15 protein-coding genes are annotated in these 17657 nt (G+C 55.4%); 6 read left to right on the top strand and 9 right to left on the bottom strand.

All coding sequences use genetic code 11. The annotated features are described in order from the left end of the window. Positions 1-10 precede the first annotated feature (10 nt). The 3 genes from FIV35_RS21680 (at position 11) to FIV35_RS21670 (ending at position 5824) form a co-directional block, all read left to right on the top strand. Entirely contained in the window at positions 11-3172 is a 3162-nt protein-coding gene (locus FIV35_RS21680) for a CusA/CzcA family heavy metal efflux RND transporter (RefSeq protein ID WP_034137070.1), read from the top strand. Between the two features lie 159 nt (positions 3173-3331). Continuing rightward, positions 3332-3655, top strand: coding sequence for a DUF2790 domain-containing protein (locus FIV35_RS21675; RefSeq protein WP_034137071.1), 324 nt, complete (start codon positions 3332-3334; stop codon positions 3653-3655). A 171-nt stretch (positions 3656-3826) separates the two neighbouring features. After that, positions 3827-5824: a heavy metal translocating P-type ATPase gene (locus tag FIV35_RS21670; RefSeq protein ID WP_034137072.1), complete on the top strand. Its 1998-nt coding sequence runs from the start codon at positions 3827-3829 to the stop codon at positions 5822-5824. A 76-nt stretch (positions 5825-5900) separates the two neighbouring features. Here FIV35_RS21670 and FIV35_RS21665 read toward each other — a convergent pair whose 3' ends face one another. Then, complete coding sequence (locus tag FIV35_RS21665; RefSeq protein ID WP_034137073.1) at positions 5901-7208, bottom strand: OprO/OprP family phosphate-selective porin; 1308 nt, start codon at positions 7206-7208, stop codon at positions 5901-5903. Positions 7209-7335: 127 nt separating this feature from the next. Here FIV35_RS21665 and FIV35_RS21660 point away from each other — a divergent pair. Continuing rightward, a protein-coding gene (locus FIV35_RS21660) for an IS3 family transposase (RefSeq protein WP_146375059.1) occupies positions 7336-8486 on the top strand; the annotation gives its coding sequence in 2 pieces (ribosomal slippage) (positions 7336-7570 and positions 7570-8486; 1152 coding nt in all). Positions 8487-8557: 71 nt separating this feature from the next. Here the strand turns inward: FIV35_RS21660 and FIV35_RS21655 are convergent. Continuing rightward, positions 8558-9976 (bottom strand): heavy metal sensor histidine kinase, encoded by a 1419-nt coding sequence (locus FIV35_RS21655; protein WP_034138162.1) that lies wholly within the window; start codon positions 9974-9976, stop codon positions 8558-8560. Beyond that, entirely contained in the window at positions 9973-10647 is a 675-nt protein-coding gene (locus FIV35_RS21650; protein ID WP_034138161.1) for a heavy metal response regulator transcription factor, read from the bottom strand. Before FIV35_RS21650 ends, FIV35_RS21655 begins: the two co-directional genes overlap by 4 nt. 689 nt (positions 10648-11336) lie before the next feature. Between FIV35_RS21650 and FIV35_RS21645 the strand changes: the two genes are divergently transcribed. Beyond that, positions 11337-11663 carry a DUF2790 domain-containing protein gene (locus FIV35_RS21645; RefSeq protein ID WP_034138160.1) on the top strand — a complete coding sequence of 109 codons (327 nt, stop codon included), beginning with the start codon at positions 11337-11339 and terminating at the stop codon, positions 11661-11663. A 33-nt stretch (positions 11664-11696) separates the two neighbouring features. Here the strand turns inward: FIV35_RS21645 and FIV35_RS21640 are convergent, their stop codons facing one another. The 3 genes from FIV35_RS21640 to FIV35_RS21630 all read right to left on the bottom strand — a co-directional run bounded on the left by FIV35_RS21640 (position 11697) and on the right by FIV35_RS21630 (position 13509). Beyond that, a complete protein-coding gene (locus tag FIV35_RS21640; protein WP_034138159.1) occupies positions 11697-12047 on the bottom strand; it encodes a DUF3147 family protein in 351 nt (116 codons plus the stop codon). Between the two features lie 162 nt (positions 12048-12209). Further along, a complete protein-coding gene (locus tag FIV35_RS21635) occupies positions 12210-13115 on the bottom strand; it encodes a cation diffusion facilitator family transporter (RefSeq protein ID WP_034138158.1) in 906 nt (301 codons plus the stop codon). A gap of 55 nt (positions 13116-13170) precedes the next feature. Next, a complete protein-coding gene (locus FIV35_RS21630; RefSeq protein WP_080761431.1) occupies positions 13171-13509 on the bottom strand; it encodes a zinc ribbon domain-containing protein in 339 nt (112 codons plus the stop codon). A gap of 490 nt (positions 13510-13999) precedes the next feature. Between FIV35_RS21630 and FIV35_RS21625 the strand changes: the two genes are divergently transcribed. Then, entirely contained in the window at positions 14000-15697 is a 1698-nt protein-coding gene (locus tag FIV35_RS21625) for a phosphoethanolamine transferase (protein WP_034138157.1), read from the top strand. A 343-nt stretch (positions 15698-16040) separates the two neighbouring features. Here FIV35_RS21625 and FIV35_RS21620 read toward each other — a convergent pair whose 3' ends face one another. The 3 genes from FIV35_RS21620 to FIV35_RS21610 form a co-directional block, all read right to left on the bottom strand. Continuing rightward, the gene (locus tag FIV35_RS21620) at positions 16041-16229 is read right to left on the bottom strand and encodes an AbrB/MazE/SpoVT family DNA-binding domain-containing protein (protein WP_034138156.1); all 189 of its coding nucleotides are present in this window, start codon (positions 16227-16229) and stop codon (positions 16041-16043) included. Between the two features lie 442 nt (positions 16230-16671). Then, on the bottom strand, positions 16672-16938 hold the full coding sequence (locus FIV35_RS30370; protein ID WP_080761430.1) for an antitoxin Xre/MbcA/ParS toxin-binding domain-containing protein: 267 nt from the start codon (positions 16936-16938) through the stop codon (positions 16672-16674). Between the two features lie 322 nt (positions 16939-17260). Continuing rightward, the gene (locus FIV35_RS21610) at positions 17261-17518 is read right to left on the bottom strand and encodes a helix-turn-helix domain-containing protein (RefSeq protein WP_034138155.1); all 258 of its coding nucleotides are present in this window, start codon (positions 17516-17518) and stop codon (positions 17261-17263) included. Positions 17519-17657 lie beyond the last annotated feature (139 nt).

Raw genomic sequence — 17657 nt, 5'->3', positions numbered from 1 at the left:
ATGATTTCTCATGTTTGAACGTATCATCAGATTCGCCATTGAGCAGCGCATCGTTGTAATGATCGCTGTTCTGATCATGGCCGGCATCGGTATCTACAGCTATCAGAAGCTGCCCATCGATGCGGTACCCGACATCACTAACGTCCAGGTGCAGATCAACGCTGCTGCGCCTGGCTATTCGCCATTGGAAACTGAACAGCGGATCACGTTTCCAGTTGAAACGGCCATGGCCGGTCTCCCGGGCCTTCAACAGACCCGTTCCTTGTCTCGCTCTGGCCTGTCTCAGGTCACCGTGATCTTCAAGGATGGCACTGACATCTTCTTTGCCCGCCAGTTGATCAACGAGCGGCTGCAAGTTGCGAAGGAGCAGTTGCCAGAGGGCGTTGAGGCTGTCATGGGTCCGGTATCCACTGGGCTTGGTGAAATTTTCTTGTGGACCGTTGAAGCTGAGGATGGTGCGGTCAAGGAAGACGGTACACCGTACACCCCAACCGACCTGCGTGTGATCCAGGACTGGATCATCAAGCCGCAGCTGCGGAACGTCCCAGGTGTGGCCGAGATCAACACCATCGGTGGTTACGCCAAGCAGTTCCTGGTCGCGCCGGATCCGAAGCGCCTAGCTACATACAAACTGACCCTCAATGATCTGGTCGCAGCGTTGGAAAGCAACAACGCCAACGTCGGCGCCGGTTACATCGAGCGTAATGGTGAGCAGCTCCTCATCCGTGCGCCAGGGCAGGTCGGTAACATCGAAGACATCGCCAACATTGTGATCACCAGTGTCGATGGCGCACCGATTCGAATCAGCAACGTCGCTGACGTTAGCATTGGCAAAGAGCTCCGGACGGGGGCTGCCACCGAGAACGGTCGCGAAGTCGTACTCGGCACCGTGTTCATGCTGATCGGTGAAAATAGCCGTACCGTGTCTCAGGCTGTTGCCGCCAAACTGGCTGACATCAACCGTACCCTTCCAGAAGGTGTGGTTGCCGTGACGGTCTACGACCGCACCAACCTGGTTGAAAAAGCTATTGCAACTGTGAAGAAGAACTTGGTGGAAGGCGCGATTCTAGTAATCGCCATTTTGTTCCTGTTCCTCGGTAACATCCGTGCTGCACTCATCACCGCGATGGTGATCCCGTTGTCCATGCTGTTCACCTTCACCGGTATGTTCAACAACAAGGTCAGCGCCAACCTAATGAGCTTAGGCGCACTCGACTTCGGAATCATCGTCGACGGTGCCGTGGTAATTGTAGAAAACGCGATCCGTCGACTGGCTCATGCGCAACACAAGCATGGCCGTATGCTCACCAAAGCTGAGCGCTTCCATGAGGTCTTCGCTGCTGCGGGTGAAGCTCGCCGGCCACTGATCTTCGGTCAGTTGATCATCATGGTGGTGTACCTGCCGATCTTCGCCCTGACCGGCGTCGAGGGCAAAATGTTCCACCCCATGGCCTTCACCGTTGTGATGGCGCTGCTGGGTGCAATGATCCTCTCCGTCACCTTCGTTCCGGCAGCCATCGCCATGTTCGTCACTGGCAAGGTCAAGGAAGAGGAAGGCGTGGTGATGCGCACTGCGCGGCTGCGTTATGAGCCGATTTTGAAGTGGGTCCTTGGGCATCGGAACATCGCGTTCTCGGCCGCTGTAGTCCTGGTCGTGCTCAGTGGTGTGCTTGCAAGTCGTATGGGTAGCGAGTTCATTCCAAGCCTCAGTGAAGGTGACTTTGCGATGCAGGCCATGCGCGTGCCAGGTACGAGCCTGACCCAATCCGTAGAAATGCAGCAACGCCTTGAAAAGGCTGTGATTGAGCAGGTCCCGGAAGTAGAGCGGATGTTTGCGCGCTCGGGTACAGCCGAAATCGCATCCGACCCGATGCCGCCTAACGCCTCCGACGCCTACATCATGCTCAAGCCTCAGGATCAGTGGCCCGACCCTAAGAAGCCTCGCGATGAGCTGATTGCTGAAGTGCAGAAAGCCGCAGCCGGTGTCCCAGGCAGCAACTATGAGCTGTCCCAGCCCATCCAGTTGCGTTTCAACGAGCTGATCTCGGGCGTACGGAGTGACGTCGCAGTGAAGGTGTTCGGCGATGACATGGACGTGCTCAACAACACGGCCAACAAGATCGCTGCAGCGCTCAAAGCGGTACCGGGCTCTTCGGAGGTCAAGGTTGAACAGACCACCGGCCTGCCGGTGCTGACCATCAACATCGACCGCGAGAAAGCCGCACGCTACGGCCTGAACATCGCGGATGTACAGAACTCGATCGCCATCGCTGTCGGCGGTCGTACGGCCGGCACGTTGTATGAAGGCGACCGTCGCTTCGACATGGTGGTGCGCCTGCCTGAGACCGTACGTACCGACGTAGCAGGTATGTCCAGCCTTCTGATCCCTGTACCGGCCAATGCATCTCAAGGTGCCAATCAGATCGGCTTCATCCCGCTGTCGCAGGTCGCTAACCTGGACCTGCAGCTGGGTCCGAACCAGATCAGCCGCGAGAACGGCAAGCGTCTGGTGATCGTCAGCGCCAACGTCCGGGGCCGCGACCTGGGGTCGTTCGTTCAAGAGGCAACCGCTTCGCTTGATGCCAAGGTGCAGATTCCTGCTGGTTACTGGACCACCTGGGGTGGCCAGTTCGAGCAGCTCCAATCGGCGGCCAAGCGTCTGCAGATCGTGGTTCCGGTGGCCTTGCTGCTGGTCATGACCCTGCTGTTCCTGATGTTCAACAACCTGAAAGACGGCATGCTGGTGTTCACCGGTATTCCATTCGCACTCACCGGTGGCGTCGTGGCGCTGTGGCTGCGGGACATCCCGCTGTCGATCTCGGCTGGGGTTGGCTTCATTGCACTGTCCGGCGTCGCGGTACTGAACGGCCTGGTGATGATTGCCTTCATCCGCGGATTGCGAGAGGAGGGACGAACGCTTAGGCAGGCCGTCGACGAAGGCGCGTTGACCCGACTGCGACCTGTGCTGATGACAGCCCTGGTGGCGTCCCTGGGCTTCATCCCGATGGCCTTGGCAACCGGTACCGGTGCAGAGGTTCAGCGGCCACTGGCGACAGTGGTGATTGGCGGGATCCTGTCCTCCACCGCGCTGACTTTGTTGGTGCTCCCTGCCCTGTATCAATGGGCACACCGCAAGGATGAAGACGGTGATGAGGCCGAAGTGGTTAGCTGATAGCCACTAAAGAGAAGCCCACAACACACGTTGTGGGCTTTTTTGTTTTATATGAGCCAGATGCACTTACCTTTCAAAATTGTAGGTTTCTCGTCATGCCAGTGATGCCTATGCGTTGCTAAAGTTACGCCCGAGAAGATTTGAATTTGAGAGGTTATTATGAAAAAGCTAATTATTGCTGCTGCACTTGTTGTTTTCTCGATGGCTTCGCAGGCCAACACTTTCTCAGAAAGCAAGCAGCTGCAATATATCAACGACCACCAGACCGCTGTGGCGAAGTATGCCGAGAAAAATGGCAAGCCGATGCCGGAAATTCAAGATTACAAATACGGCATGAAAATCGATGTGGCGAAATTCGTGCGCCAATCTCAAGACCCCCGCACCTGCCAGGTCTACCCACGGTTGATGAGCTTCGAGGACTCCCAGGGTACGCTCAAAACGGTTCGCTACTCCATGTACTCGCAATGCATCAACAATAAGTAGTGAGCGCTTTGAATAGAATAATTAATGAATTCATAAATGCCAGGCAGAGCCTGGCATTTTTTATTTCCCCTGCGTGCCTTGTTAAGAGCGTCACTCTTAATGATCAGCCCTCGGGCAAGCCGTGAAATAGATTTCAGCTAATCAATAGCGATACCCCAGAAGGTACGAGTTATGAAAAGTTTGCTTGAACGCCCCGACGACCAAGCGGGGCACGAAGGCCACAGCCATGAGCATGGGGGCATCTTCGGCATGAACACCGAGTTGGTCTTCGCACTGATCTGTGGTGCGCTGCTCGGTGCCGGAGTTCTGGCCGGAAAGCTCGGGCTGATCGACAGGCTGCCGCTAGTTCTGTACGTATCTGCCTACGTGTTCGGTGGATGGTTCACCACCAAGGAGGCGATCAGCAATATCCGCCAGAAGCGCTTCGAAATCGACACGCTGATGCTGCTCGCCGCAGCGGGGGCCGCGAGCATTGGCGCCTGGGCAGAAGGTGCACTGCTGTTGTTCCTGTTCAGCCTGGGGCATTCACTGGAAAGCTATGCGATGGGCAGAGCCAAGAAAGCCATCGAGGCACTTTCCAAGCTCGCCCCTGCCACCGCCATCGTGCGGAGCACAAACGGCACGAAGGAGTTGCCTGTAGAACTCCTCGTGCCTGGCGACATTGTCATCGTACGCCCCAATGACCGTTTGCCGGCCGATGGCTTTGTGGTCGTAGGCTCTTCAAGCATCAACCAGGCTCCCGTGACTGGTGAGAGCGTCCCGGTGGACAAGCAACCAGTCGCTGATGCCGCTCTTGCCCGCAGCAAGCCGGATGCCGTGGATGCTGTGTCGAAAGTCTTCGCCGGCACCATCAATGGCGAAACCCTGATTGAGGTCGAAGTAACGCGTCGCTCCACGGAAAGCACCCTGGCGCGGGTCATCAAAATGGTCAGTGAAGCCGAGGTCAGAAAGTCGCCGACTCAACGCTTCACAGACCGTTTCCAAAGGGTGTTCGTCCCCTTGGTCCTGCTTCTGGTGGTAGGGCTGATGTGTGCTGGCATTTTCATCGATGAGCCATTCCGTGATTCGTTCTACCGTGCCATGGCGGTCTTGGTCGCAGCCAGCCCGTGTGCGCTTGCGATTGCTACACCCAGCGCCATTCTTTCCGGCATCGCCAGGGCTGCCAGAGGCGGGGTACTGATCAAGGGCGGTGCTCCGCTCGAAGAACTCGGTTCTTTGAATGCCATGGCCTTCGACAAAACCGGCACCCTGACCGAGGGGCGTCCCCGCATCACCGATGTGATACCGCTAGCCGGTACCCAGGTTCCGGACCTGCTGGCCGTCGCTATCGCAGTGGAGTCTATGAGCGACCACCCACTCGCCGCAGCTATCGTGCGCGACGGCGAGGAGATGATTGGTAGCAGGGGCAAATACCAGGCCAGGAACCTGAAAAACCTGGTTGGCCGCGGCGTACGCGCTGAGCTGGATGATCAGTTCGTCTGGATTGGCAAAGTCGAGATGTTCGGTGCCGACGCCATTCCGGCCCTTAGCAAAGCCGCCCTAGAGGCAGCAGAGCGCCTGCGCCAGTCGGGCCGCACTACCATGGTGGTGCGCCGTGCTGACAAGGATCTGGGGGTGATCGGCTTGTTGGACACCCCCCGAGAAGGAGCGAAAGAGGCACTCCAGAAACTCAGGGAAATGGGCATCGACCGCATGATCATGATTTCCGGGGACCACAACCGCGTCGCCGAAGCAGTGGGCAGGCAAGTCGGCCTGGACGAAGCGTGGGGAGATCTGATGCCAGACGACAAGGTACAGGCGATCAAGAACCTTCGCCTCAGCTCCCAAGTCGCCATGGTGGGCGACGGCGTGAATGATGCGCCTGCCATGGCCCATTCGAGCGTAGGCATCGCAATGGGGGCGGCAGGCTCCGATGTCGCCTTGGAAACGGCCGATATCGCGCTGATGGCAGACGACATCCGGCAGCTTCCCTTTGCGGTCGGCCTCAGTCGTCACACCCGCTCGATCATTCGCCAGAACCTGTTCGTCAGCCTCGGAATCGTGGCCATCCTGGTTCCCTCCACCATCATGGGCTTGAGCATCGGCGCTGCCGTTGCCATTCATGAGGGTTCCACGCTCCTTGTCGTGTTCAATGCCCTTCGCCTGTTGGCTTATCGTAAAGACGCCTGATCATTGAACGAAGCGCACAAAAAAGCCGGGAGTGCACTGAGCGCTCCCGGCTTTTTTGTGTCACCTGATTGGGGAATCAGAACACGTATTGTAGGCGAGTGATGAAGGCGTTGCCTTTGTCGTCGCCGACAGTGTTTTCGTTGTTGTCTGTGCGCACGTTGATGTAGTTGGCACTGACTTTCACCGCCTCGTTGACGTACCAGTTCACGCCGACCGTGTGGCTCTTGGCCTTGCGTTCATCGGATTGGTCCGCGGTGGCAACCAGATTGCCATCCTCGACCTTGATATCGTCGAAGCGGTAGAAAACTTCCCAGGCGCCCAGATCTTTGTTCTGTGGCTTGATGGTGTCGAATTTCGCGCCGTCGAGCTTATAAATTCGCGGTTCGCCGGTCAGCGTGTACGCCATCTGTGCGTAGTAACCCGAAGCCTTCATGTCATTGGCGGACTGATCAGCCTTCAGCTTGCGGCGAAGGTACTCAGCTTGAACGGAGAATGGACCCGTGGCCCAGGCGCCTTCAACGCCCCAGACCGAATCGTTGTCCCAAAGGCCTTCTTGCGCAGCAGCACCACCGAACAGCATGCGATTGCCGTTGGTTCCCGCATCGCCGCCGCCGTTGGTGTCTACACCGCGAACGCCCAGGCGCGAGCGTATACGGGTGTCGACGGCGCTGTCCTTGAGGTCGCGATAGGCATACTGGGCACCGACATGCAGGACATTACCGTCAGAGTGCAGCGGTGCGAAAACACCACGCACGTTGTAGCGCTTGGTGCTGTCACCGTCGGAGTCGTTGTTGGTTTCGCTGAAAACGCTACCCGACAGGTAGGCCATGTCAGCGATGGTGCTGGTCGCCTGAACACCCATGCCGGCGTTGTCGTTGATCCAGTCGGCTACGTCGTAGGAGAGGTTTCGCTCCATGGCAGTTGTCCACTTCGAGCTGGTTGCCTTCTCAAGACCGAAATCGGTGTAGAAGCGGCCGAAACGCAGCTGGACTGGGGCGAAGCCGGTGTACGTCAGGCTGGCCTCATCAAAGTAGCCATCGGAGTCGTTACCAGTGTTGCGGGACAGGTCATAGTTGACCTGGTATTTCCAGTCTCGGTACAGAGTGCCGCCGAACTCGATGTAGGCGCGACGGAAGTAGGCCGCATCTGCGGTATCGCCGTTCTTGGTGAAGACACCGTCGAATCGGCCATAGTCGGCCTGAACGCGACCGCCCAATTTGAAGCTGAATTCCTTGTCGGTGGTAGAAAGTTCAAGACCGCCCTTGGTTTTTAGAACTAGGTCAGCTCCGTCGGTAGTGACTGTTCCGGAAAATGCTTGCGAGGAAAATGTGCCTACTATTGCAGCGACCAACAGCTTTTCCCGCATGTTCGAAGAACGGATCATTGCTTGCCTCTCGTGTGTTAAGTGCTAGCAGCCGACAGATTGTTTCGCCCTGTGCCGGCCGTTATTGAATCGCCCCTAGTTTCGTAGACACCTCCAAGCCTTAAAATGAGGCCCATTAGGAGGTGCCATGAGCAACCAGCGTTATCCCGAAGAATTCAAAATCCAGGCGGTCAAGCAAGTGACCGAAAAGCAGCTTCCTGTCTCGGAGGTGGCTGCACGATTGGGTGTGTCTGTGCACAGCCTCTATGCCTGGGTTAGGCGCTACACCAAGCCTCAGGAACAGCGCGTTGAGGAGGATGATCAGAGCGCTGAGGTTCGTCGTCTACGTGCCGAGCTGAAACGGGTGACGGAGGAGCGAGACATCTTAAAAAAGGCCGCCGCGTACTTTGCCAAGGAGTGCGGCTGAAGTACGCCTTTATTAAGCAGCAAGCGGGTCATTACGCGATTCGACGGCTTTGCCTGACGCTCAAGGTTCATCCCAGCGGCTACTACGCGTGGCTATCAGAACCAAAATCTGCGCGAGCCAAGGACGATCAGCGACTGCTTGGATTGATCAAACACTCCTGGCTGGAAAGCGGTGGCGTTTATGGCTATCGAAAGATCCATGATGACCTGCGAGAGGTTGGTGAGAGCTGTGGCCGTCACCGGGTGGCTAGGTTGATGCGCCTTGAAGGTTTACGTTCTCAGACTGGGTATCGACGGAGGCCTGGAAAATACGGCGGTAAGCCAGCCGTTGCCTCACCGAACTTACTGAAGCGCCAATTCGATGTCAGAGAACCCAACAAAGTTTGGGTCACAGACATTACCTACATCCGAACATATGAAGGCTGGCTGTATTTGGCCGTGGTGCTCGATCTGTTTTCACGCCAGATCATTGGTTGGTCAATGAAGTCGCAGATGACCAGCGACGTAGCCATTGATGCACTGCTGATGGCGGTTTGGAGACGTAAGCCGAAGCAAGAGGTGATGATCCACTCGGATCAAGGCAGTCAGTACAGCAGCTCAGACTGGCGAAGCTTCTTGAAAGCTAACAACCTGGTAGCCAGCATGAGTCGTCGAGGTAATTGCCACGACAACGCTGTGGCGGAGAGCTTTTTCCAGTTGCTGAAGCGGGAACGGATCAAGCGTAAAATCTACACTACACGCCAGGATGCTCGAGATGATGTGTTCGATTACATCGAGATGTTTTACAACCCAAAACGACGCCACAGTTTCAACAATCAGCTGTCACCGGTAGAGTTTGAAAAGCGTTACGCAGCGAGCCTTGAGAGTGTCTAGAAAGCCCGGGGCGATTCAGCTTGCACACAAAAAAGCCCGTCAATTGACGGGCTTATGCATGTCTGCGCTGGTTAAGCAGCAGCCATTACAGGTTCTTTAAACTGGGCTTCGGGAAAGTGAAGGTGGAACCACGTGAAGTTCTCTTCGGTTACTTCCACGCTCGCCGAGCCCTGATGCAAGCTCATAATCGACTGAACGATGGCTAAGCCTAGACCGGTACCGCCCTCACTCCGTGCTCGGCTCTTGTCCACTCGATAGAAACGTTCAAACAAATGCGCATGGTGTTCCCTCGCGATCCCCCGGCCCGGGTTGCCGACACTCAATGTCGTACCGCTCGTACCGTGTTGCACCTTCACGTAGACCGTGCGGCCGCGTGGGCAGTAGCGAATAGCATTTGACACCAGGTTCGAGACGGCCCGTTGAATCATGAGACGATTACCGCGCACTACGTCCTCATTGCCAGAGATTTGCAGCTGGATCTCGCCTTCTTCTGCCGAAATGCTGAAGAGATCGCATACACGCTCAACCTCGTCGACCAGCGACACGGGTTCAAACTCCACCATGGATGCTGGGTGACTGACCTGAGCCAGGAACAGCATGTCGGAAACCATCCGGCTCATGCGGTCCAGCTCTTCTGTGCACGATTCCAGCACTTCCCGGTACTCTTGAAGCGATCGTTCTCTGGTCAAGGCAACCTGGGCCTTACCCATCAGGTTGGAAAGCGGTGCACGCAACTCGTGAGCAAGATCGTCAGAGAATTGAGAAAGCTGCTGCACACCGTCATCTAGGCGAGCCAGCATGATGTTAATGCCGTCAGCGAGCTCTTTAAGCTCTGAGGGCATTCCATCCGTTGGCAGGCGATGGTCCAGGCTCTCGGTGGAGATTTTCGAGGCAACTTTCAAGAACTTGGTCAGAGGTAGCAGTCCGCGGCGCACGGTCCACCAAGCGATGGCCAAGATCAATGCGAGGATGACGGGCGACATCATCAGGGCCCAGGTCAGCAATGCATCGAGCAGGGCCTCACTGGATGACTGGTCCATGGTCATGTAGACGCTGACTTCGGTTCCATCGGCTAAGCGCATGATACGAGAAGCGCTCAACAGTGGGCGGTCCTGGGTATCACGCCATTCATGCTCTTTAGGCTGCGCAGCCGGCTGGAACTTGTGCACCTCCAGATTGACCTGCTTTGAGCCTATCGAGAGCAAAGGTACCTGCTTTGTTGATGTATCGAATATGCTCACGTACAGGTTGTTATGGCCCATGACCAAATCAACTAGCTGGTGCGCATCCGCGTTGACGCCGGAGATATCGTTGATAGTGGACAGGTTGTGAGCCATGCCTGCCATCTTCACTTCTAGGTCTGCTCTGGCATTTCTTTCCAGCGCTTGACCCACCATCAAGTAGCCAAAGGTCGCGAACAGAAGCAGTAATGCTGCGCTCATCAACCCGACTTTGAACCCTAGCTTTGCAGCCAGGCTGAACGGACTCATGCGCGTTCCTCGAAAACGTACCCAACGCCACGAAGCGTATGAATGAGCTTGGTTTCAAACGGGTCATCGATCTTTGAGCGCAATCGCCGGATCGCAACATCGATGACGTTGGTGTCGCAGTCAAAATTCATGTCCCAGACCAGAGAGATGATCTGGGAACGAGTCAGCGCTTCACCCGTCCTGCTCATGAGCAGGTGCAGGAGCGCAAATTCTTTTGTGGTGAGATCGATGCGTGTGCCACCACGGAAAACTCGATGGCGCACGGAGTCGAGTTCCAGATCGGCAATCTTCAGCGAGCTCTTCTCGACGAGTTCATCGCCACGTCTCTGGAGAGAACGGATGCGAGCAAGCAGCTCGGGAAACTCGAAGGGCTTCACCAAGTAGTCATCCGCGCCGCCATCCAATCCCTTGAGCTTGTCGTTGATGCGACCACGGGCTGTGAGCATGATGATGCGGACCCGGCTGGATTTCCTGATGGTTTCCAGCAGATCCCATCCGTCGATACCTGGGAGGTTCACATCGAGGAGAACCAACGAATAGACATTGACGTTGAATAGGTGAAGGGCATCAACACCGTTGTGCACAATGTCTACGACATACCCGCTTTCGGATAGGCCCTGCTGAAGATATTCCGCAGTTTTAATTTCGTCTTCGACAACTAGAACGCGCATGACTTATCTCAAGGTGTGAAGAAGGAATTGGCCAATCCGCCAAGAGGTTTGCAGGCTGTTTAAAGGTTCGGCTGAGTGCATGGCATGCGGTAGTCGCTACCTCTGTCCATACGCCGTGGTCACCTGAGGACGCTTGAATCTTAACGCGAAGAAGCTGGCCGTGGCGAAATCCTACAAATTTGTAATGTAGCCGTAAGATTGCTGACAGTCATACCGGCATACCCTTTGAGCTTAGCGGATTCAGCGGCCTTCAGCCGGTTGAGCACTCAGTAGCTGGCATGTGAATTCGGTCGTAAAAGGCGGCATTTCTGCCAAGCCGTTCTGTTTTGCCAGGAAAATTCCTTGGGGAGCTACCAAGAGCTCGTTGCCAACCACCGATCAGTGGCATCGCAGGATGCGCTGCGCTGCGCGCGGCTATGATTTCTTGATCCGTCGAAAGTGCAGATAATTACTTTACAATCTATTACATGTCCAAATTGTAATTTCACAATCATCTTGTCGTTAGCCGCCTTTGCTAGTTTTAGTACAGCACACAGGCAGCGCTGCTTTGGAGTCGTCTCATCCGGAGCAGCATGGCGGGAGTAACGAAACCCTGCTCACGCCAATGCATTCACCTTGGAACCATACGCTCCTTTGGTAAGGTGAATTTTAGCGCCCGCCGTGGGCGCTTTTTTATTAATGGACTTCTCATGAAAACCACTAGATCTGCAATTGCCGTATTCATGCTCTTCTCTGTGCTGTCGACAGATGCTCTAAGTAGCGTGCAGATCAATGAGGATCTTGAGCAGTCTGCTCGGCAGGCTACAGAGCGCTATGCACAGAGCGTGAAGAAGCCCATGCCAGAGCTTGAAGACTACACCTATGGCATGAATCTGGACGTTGGGAAGTTGGTGTACGTGTCGCCCAACGTGCGGTACTGCGGCAACGTGAAAAGCATGATGGCCTACGAGGACTCGAAGGGCGAATTGCACATGGTTCGCTACCTGGTGAAAGGCGAGTGCGTTAATAGTCGGTGAGCGGCCACCCACTTGCTGCCCCCGGCGCTTAGCTCACAGCAACTCGATGCCAAAACGACGTAGCAGCAGAGCAAAGCCCCCAAAACTTACCATGGTGATGATGATGCTGATGATAAGCGTCGGCCAAAAGTCCAGTTTGGGCAGCAGCACCGGAAAAGTGATAAACATTGGCAGGGTTGGAAGGACGTACCAGAACGTATACCAGGCATGATTAGCTATCTTTTCCATACTCTGGTTTTCCAAGTACAGCCAGATCAGCGTCATGACCGTGACCAGAGGCAGAGCGGCAACTAGGCCACCCAGCTTGTCGCTACGTTTTGCCAGCTCTGATACTAGAATCACTATTCCGGCAGTGACTAAGTACTTCGTGATGATCCAAGCCATTGCTGAACCTCCTACGGGCACTCGAGAGAGTCTGTCGGAATCTTCCCAAGGCGCTCACGAAGTGCTCCTGCCGTTTTGACGCCTATCATTCCCGATCTTTCCTTTACAACACCACTCTCTCTGTTTGAAGAGTGGTGCGTTGACCAGGTGGTTACCAACCGATCAGTGCGACGGTAACGGCATGCTCTGGTGGAAAGCTGCGCGCTCGATCTGAATGGTGCAGTGGTGGATTTCGAACGCATCGCTGACCGCTTCCACGACGCCCGCCAGCACGGCATCTCCATCTGCTGTGTCACCCACTACTACGTGCGAAGTCATCACGTTGCTGCCGCTACTGACGGCCCAAACGTGCAAATCGTGTACATCAGTGACGCCATCAACGTTGCGGATGGTGGTCTCGATTGCCGCGACGTCAAGCCCCCTTGGGACACCCTCCATGAGGATGCCCAGGCTCTCGCGAAGCAGCTGCCATGTCCGCGGCAGTACCCAGAGGCCGATTGCAACAGCGACAATCGTGTCGACCCAGGTCCAGCCAGTGAAGCGGATAATGAGAGCCGCGATGATTACGCCCAACGATCCGAGCATGTCGCTCCAAACTTCGAGGTAAGCCCCTTTGACATTGAGGCTCTCGTTGCTGGCAGATGCCAGAAGACGCATCGAAATAAGGTTGATGATCAGGCCAGCGATCGCGATCCACATCATCGCGCCAGTGGCGATCTCCGTCGGCATGAAGAAGCGTTGGTAGGCTTCGTACAAGATGTACATTGCCACCAGGAAGAGCAGGACTGCGTTGAGCGTGGAGGCCAGGATCTCCAACCGCGCATAGCCAAAGGTTCGTTTTTGATCCGCCGGCCGCTTGGCTATCTGGAGCGCAATCAGCGATATCGCCAAGGCGGCGGTGTCAGTGAACATGTGAGATGCATCCGACAGCAGCGCCAAGCTGCCGGTTATCCATGCACCGATTACTTCAGCAATCATAAAGCTGCCAGTCAGGGCCAATGCCATGACTAGCTTCTTCTGATGTCCCTCACGTACTGCTGCACTGCCATGATCATGATTCGATCCCACGTATTTCTCCTTGCGCAGGGGGGTGGTCGCGTTGGCTTACCAGGGTGGCCAGGCGCTAAGGCGTGGCTTGGCCGCACTGGCTGCAGAATTTCGCTCCTGACGTCAGCGAGGAGCCGCAGGCCTTGCAGCCACTCGATAGTGGTGTTCCGCAGTTTAGACAAAAGCGCGCAGATGGGGCGTTAGCGGTCCGGCACTGCCTGCAAGGCTGCAGATCAGTGATTGGGGCTTGGGATATTGCCCGCCCACTGTCAATTACCCGGTCATTGCCGTCGCAGCTCTGCTGCTGGTCATAGCGGTCATGCCGATCGCTCCCGTGCCCACCACTGTGGTGCTTACCACCGCCGTGGTTTCCCCGGCCGTGGTGGCCGCCCAAGATGTTCTTGAAAAAGCTCATGGTGTTCGTCCCTCATTGATAAGTGACATAAGCACGGGCAAAAGTTAAGGAAGTGTTCTGCTCGCGAGAAAGACTTCTAAATTGAAGTAAAAGTTCAAAATGAGCGTACGACAAAACAAGCCCATTTTGTTTATGAAATTTAATTTAATTCGCTGGGTGGCACTAACCACACAGCAGTCGAACGTGTCCGATTTTTTATCATAGCCTGGTCGATCACAATCAAAAAAGCCATTGCTGCGATTCTGACAGCATTGTAATCACGAGGTCATCGTGTCGTTATCGTGTTCCGGAAATAATGCGCCTAGCGAGAGTTTACTTCTCATTCAATTCTTTTGCCTCAAACATCCTAAGCGCCCTTAAGCCATAGGGCTCGGGGTCTCTGGCGCTCCGCACGCCCACCTTCGCACAGTATCTGTCGATGGTTTGCCTGGTAGCTACCGAGGATTCCATAGCCATGCGTCATGGATCAGCAGCCTCCTAGAGTTTGATAATGACACCTTCGAAATCCATTGTTCACACCCTGTTCAGTAGATTGATCTTTGCTATTCGCAGTACTCGACAAAAAGGCATCAGCACCAATCTGCTCATCGGGCTGGTAACTCTTTGGTTGTTGCTATTTACGAACGCTGAGCTTTGGCGTGTTCTTACGCGGCTGATTTTCAATGCCGATGAAGTTAATTGGCTGCTCGCGAGTAGCCTGCCAGTTGTTGTGTTTGCTTGGGTGTTTACCATACTCAGTCTGCTGTCATGGGCACGGCTCGCCAAACCGCTACTGTGCCTGATCCTGATCAGTGCGGCTTTCGCCAGCTACTTCATGAATGCTTACGGCATCGTCATTGATTACACCATGTTCACCAACGTCGTGGAGACCGACGTCAGTGAGGTCTCCGAGCTACTGAACTGGAAGCTCGGCCTCTGGGTGGCAATGGTAGGGGGATTGCCCGTTTACCTGATCAGTCAGGTGCCGCTCCGACGTAAGCCCTGGATCAAAGCGTTGGCCAGTAGACTCATTGTCCTTTCGCTTGCCCTAGTCACCCTTGCCGGCATTGTGCTGAGCCAATACCAGTCTTATGCGTCCTTGCTGCGCAACAACCGGGAGATTCGGCTCATTCTGGTTCCCACCAACCTGTTTGCGGCCAGTCATGGCTACCTGAAACGTCAGTTGGCCACGCCGAAAGAACTGACCACCATCGGTACCGATGCAGTAGTGAAAAGGCAGGGAGCAGCTCGCAAACCCAAGCTGCTGGTGCTGGCAGTGGGGGAGACAGCACGCTCTGCCAACTTCTCCCTCAATGGCTACTCCCGTGATACGAATCCGGAACTGAAAAAACGCAATGTCATAAGCTTCTCAAATGTGAGTTCCTGCGGCACCGCCACCGCGGTATCACTGCCGTGCATGTTCCTGGACGTCGGCAAGGATGAGTACAAGGACGGCTTGGCCAAGAGCCGAGAAGGGCTACTCGATGTGCTTCAGCGCGCAGGCATCAGCGTAATGTGGACTGACAACAATTCGGGCTGTAAAGGGGTCTGTGACCGGGTGCCTAACCACAAGGCTACCCAACATGCGGATGCTCAGCTGTGCACCAGCGACGAGTGCAAGGACGGGGTGCTGCTCTCGGAAATGGAGGACTTCATCAACCGTCAGGAAGGCGATGCTGTCCTGGTGCTCCACTACAAAGGCAGCCACGGCCCAGCCTACTACAAGCGATATCCCTCGCAGTTCAAGAAATTCGAGCCGGTCTGCGAGACCAATGAGCTCGACAAATGTAAGCAGCAGGAGGTGATCAATGCCTACGACAACTCGATCCTCTACACCGACTACGTAACGGCCGGGCTGATCGACATCCTGGCTGCGAACACCAAATTCGACACTGCGCTCATGTACGTCTCGGATCATGGGGAGTCACTGGGAGAGGGTGGCCTCTACCTACATGGGCTGCCCTATGCGATGGCCCCGGACGAGCAAACCAAGGTGCCAATGGTGCTCTGGATGTCTGACTCTATCGCGAAGAGCGAACGGCTGAATATGGGCTGCTTGAAAGCCCAGACAAACTCGCCATTGAGCCATGACAACCTGTTCCACACGGTGCTCGGGATGATGAGCGTCCAGACATCCTCGTATCGCTCAGCCCTAGACTTCACTGCCCCTTGCAAGCCCTTGGCCGGAAGCACGTACTCCGGCCTCTGAATGCTCGAAGTGCGATTGAAATACTCGCTCGTATCAGCTGCAATATTCAATTGGAGAGCAGAAAAGTCAGTTGAATCTGGTTGCCCAGGTTTTGCTCGCTGTGAATGTCGACCTTGCCACCGCAGTGTTCCACGATCCGTTTGTACCGCGAGCGATGCGCCTGCAGTGTACGTTCAAGCAATTCGGGCCAATCAAGCGCATTGACCAGTGTTGAGACCTAGGCTGGCATCTCGGTTGCTGCCGTTCTAGTCATGGGTAACCTGGGTCGCAGCAGGTGGCGACTGAGCGTAATCGACCTATGAAGCGGCCGGTCGACAACGACCGCTGTGGGTCGAAAGCTGCCTTAGGGCTGGGCGTCTGCATCACTAATTGGCTTTAGCACTATGCTCCCGCCTATCAGCTGTATGCTCAGGGAATCACCGATTTTGAGACCCATGCGTTCGAGGATATCGTCCGGGAGGTCAGTGATGACATCCCCAGTACCATCACCTGGTTCTTGGCATTTCAAGGTTGTCCGCACGGATTCATTCATAAGGGGCGGCTCCTTATGAGCTGATGGGGAAGCCTCCATCCTACGCCCACTTGCCCCCTACTGGCAGCATTCGACCCACTGCGAAGGCTGGATGTTGGAGCCAGCACCGGCAAGCTCTGCTTTCGCAAGTATGAAGGAGTTTAGTGATAATCCTGCTTCCGGCTGGCGGCGATGGCGCTGACAACTCAGCTTAGGGCCGTGTCTGCTTGAGGTCGCAAGCAGCCAGTCGCTAATGACCGCGCTATCGAACCACTGAGCACCATCCGAGACAGAGCTTTGTTTACCGCGGAGCGTGAGCCCGTTCGCTCGAATACCTTCCTAACAAAGGGGCTTCCCCTTAGGCATACGCTTGATGCGGTTCGAGTTAGATCCTGCGATAGACACAGCTAATCCTATGTCAGACGAGATGTAGACAGGTCCTCTGGCATGGAACCCAACGGCGTTAAGTGTAGACACCGTGTTCAATTCGTCCTAGGAGTGTCACAACTTGCTGGTAGCCCGATCGAGTCACCAAGGTGCTGCAAGGTGACTGATGCCTTAGCCCGATTGCTGGCTTGTACAGCCATTGCGCGGCAAGCACTCGACTGCCAAGCACCAGCGTTGCCAGATGCACGATTTCTTCGCACCTGCCCTTGAAGCTTCGGTGGTCGATGCTCCAGCACCCCTGCGGCGAGCATGGGCACAGCGCTAATATCTGAGGATCCTTCATTTGCAAACCTCAAAGGTGAAAGCCTATCTCTCAACCGGCAATTCGGCCAACAGGTTCCATTCCTTTGCCGGCATGTGCTGCTATGTCGAGAAACCTTCCTTGCGTCTGTACCCGCCTTCGCAAAAGCCTTCGGGCGTCGTCTTCATTTTCCGACTTTATACGCCACTTATCAGTCTTTACCTTCCGTCGGCCCTTCATTGCCTCTCCTCTTCCACGTAGGTAGCGCCCAAGATCAAACCAGCCGCAGGGTCAGATCGCGCAGACTTTGGTTGCATCCGATCGGACATCTCAGTCCATGCTGAAGGGGGACAGGCGCCCCTCCTCATCGGTCCGATGGCGTCACGCTTAGCTCCTCACGAACGCGCTCAATGATTGAATCCAGAGTGGCATCCTTGTCCATAAAAAGGTAGCACTGGGTCAAGATCGTCAAAGGATGAACATTCATGACAGAGGCGAGCCCATGCACCATTTCGAGGGTAGGGCCCTTTCCTCCGGCTTCCAGTTGACTAAGGTAGGTTTGGCTACTGTGGCCGCCGAACTCTTCTTGGCTGAGGCTACGAGATTTCCTCAGCAACCTCATGGCCTTACCAAATGTAGTGGTCTAATGAAACCGGACACCCATTTAGGCGAGAATGCTCGCCAGATCGAGGTGCCAGATGACCAAACAACGCCGTTCCTTTTCCGCTGAATTCAAACGCGAGGCTGCTGACCTCGTGCTC

Origin of the sequence: Pseudomonas rhodesiae (assembly GCF_007858255.1) — a bacterium.
In the GTDB taxonomy this organism is placed as follows: domain Bacteria; phylum Pseudomonadota; class Gammaproteobacteria; order Pseudomonadales; family Pseudomonadaceae; genus Aquipseudomonas; species Aquipseudomonas rhodesiae.
Note: the sequence above shows the minus strand (reverse complement) of the source record. Positions and strands in the feature narration are given on the sequence as shown.

What these genes read in the sequence shown, in the direction of transcription:
- FIV35_RS21680 (WP_034137070.1), top strand. Translation starts at nt 11, where the DNA reads ATGTTTGAACGTATCATCAGATTCGCCATTGAGCAGCGCATCGTTGTA.
- FIV35_RS21625 (WP_034138157.1), top strand. Translation starts at nt 14,000, where the DNA reads ATGACACCTTCGAAATCCATTGTTCACACCCTGTTCAGTAGATTGATC.
- FIV35_RS21675 (WP_034137071.1), top strand. Translation starts at nt 3,332, where the DNA reads ATGAAAAAGCTAATTATTGCTGCTGCACTTGTTGTTTTCTCGATGGCT.
- FIV35_RS21650 (WP_034138161.1), bottom strand. Translation starts at nt 10,647, where the DNA reads ATGCGCGTTCTAGTTGTCGAAGACGAAATTAAAACTGCGGAATATCTT.
- FIV35_RS21630 (WP_080761431.1), bottom strand. Translation starts at nt 13,509, where the DNA reads ATGAGCTTTTTCAAGAACATCTTGGGCGGCCACCACGGCCGGGGAAAC.
- FIV35_RS21655 (WP_034138162.1), bottom strand. Translation starts at nt 9,976, where the DNA reads ATGAGTCCGTTCAGCCTGGCTGCAAAGCTAGGGTTCAAAGTCGGGTTG.
- FIV35_RS30370 (WP_080761430.1), bottom strand. Translation starts at nt 16,938, where the DNA reads ATGAAGGATCCTCAGATATTAGCGCTGTGCCCATGCTCGCCGCAGGGG.
- FIV35_RS21640 (WP_034138159.1), bottom strand. Translation starts at nt 12,047, where the DNA reads ATGGCTTGGATCATCACGAAGTACTTAGTCACTGCCGGAATAGTGATT.
- FIV35_RS21620 (WP_034138156.1), bottom strand. Translation starts at nt 16,229, where the DNA reads ATGAATGAATCCGTGCGGACAACCTTGAAATGCCAAGAACCAGGTGAT.
- FIV35_RS21645 (WP_034138160.1), top strand. Translation starts at nt 11,337, where the DNA reads ATGAAAACCACTAGATCTGCAATTGCCGTATTCATGCTCTTCTCTGTG.
- FIV35_RS21665 (WP_034137073.1), bottom strand. Translation starts at nt 7,208, where the DNA reads ATGATCCGTTCTTCGAACATGCGGGAAAAGCTGTTGGTCGCTGCAATA.
- FIV35_RS21670 (WP_034137072.1), top strand. Translation starts at nt 3,827, where the DNA reads ATGAAAAGTTTGCTTGAACGCCCCGACGACCAAGCGGGGCACGAAGGC.
- FIV35_RS21610 (WP_034138155.1), bottom strand. Translation starts at nt 17,518, where the DNA reads ATGAGGTTGCTGAGGAAATCTCGTAGCCTCAGCCAAGAAGAGTTCGGC.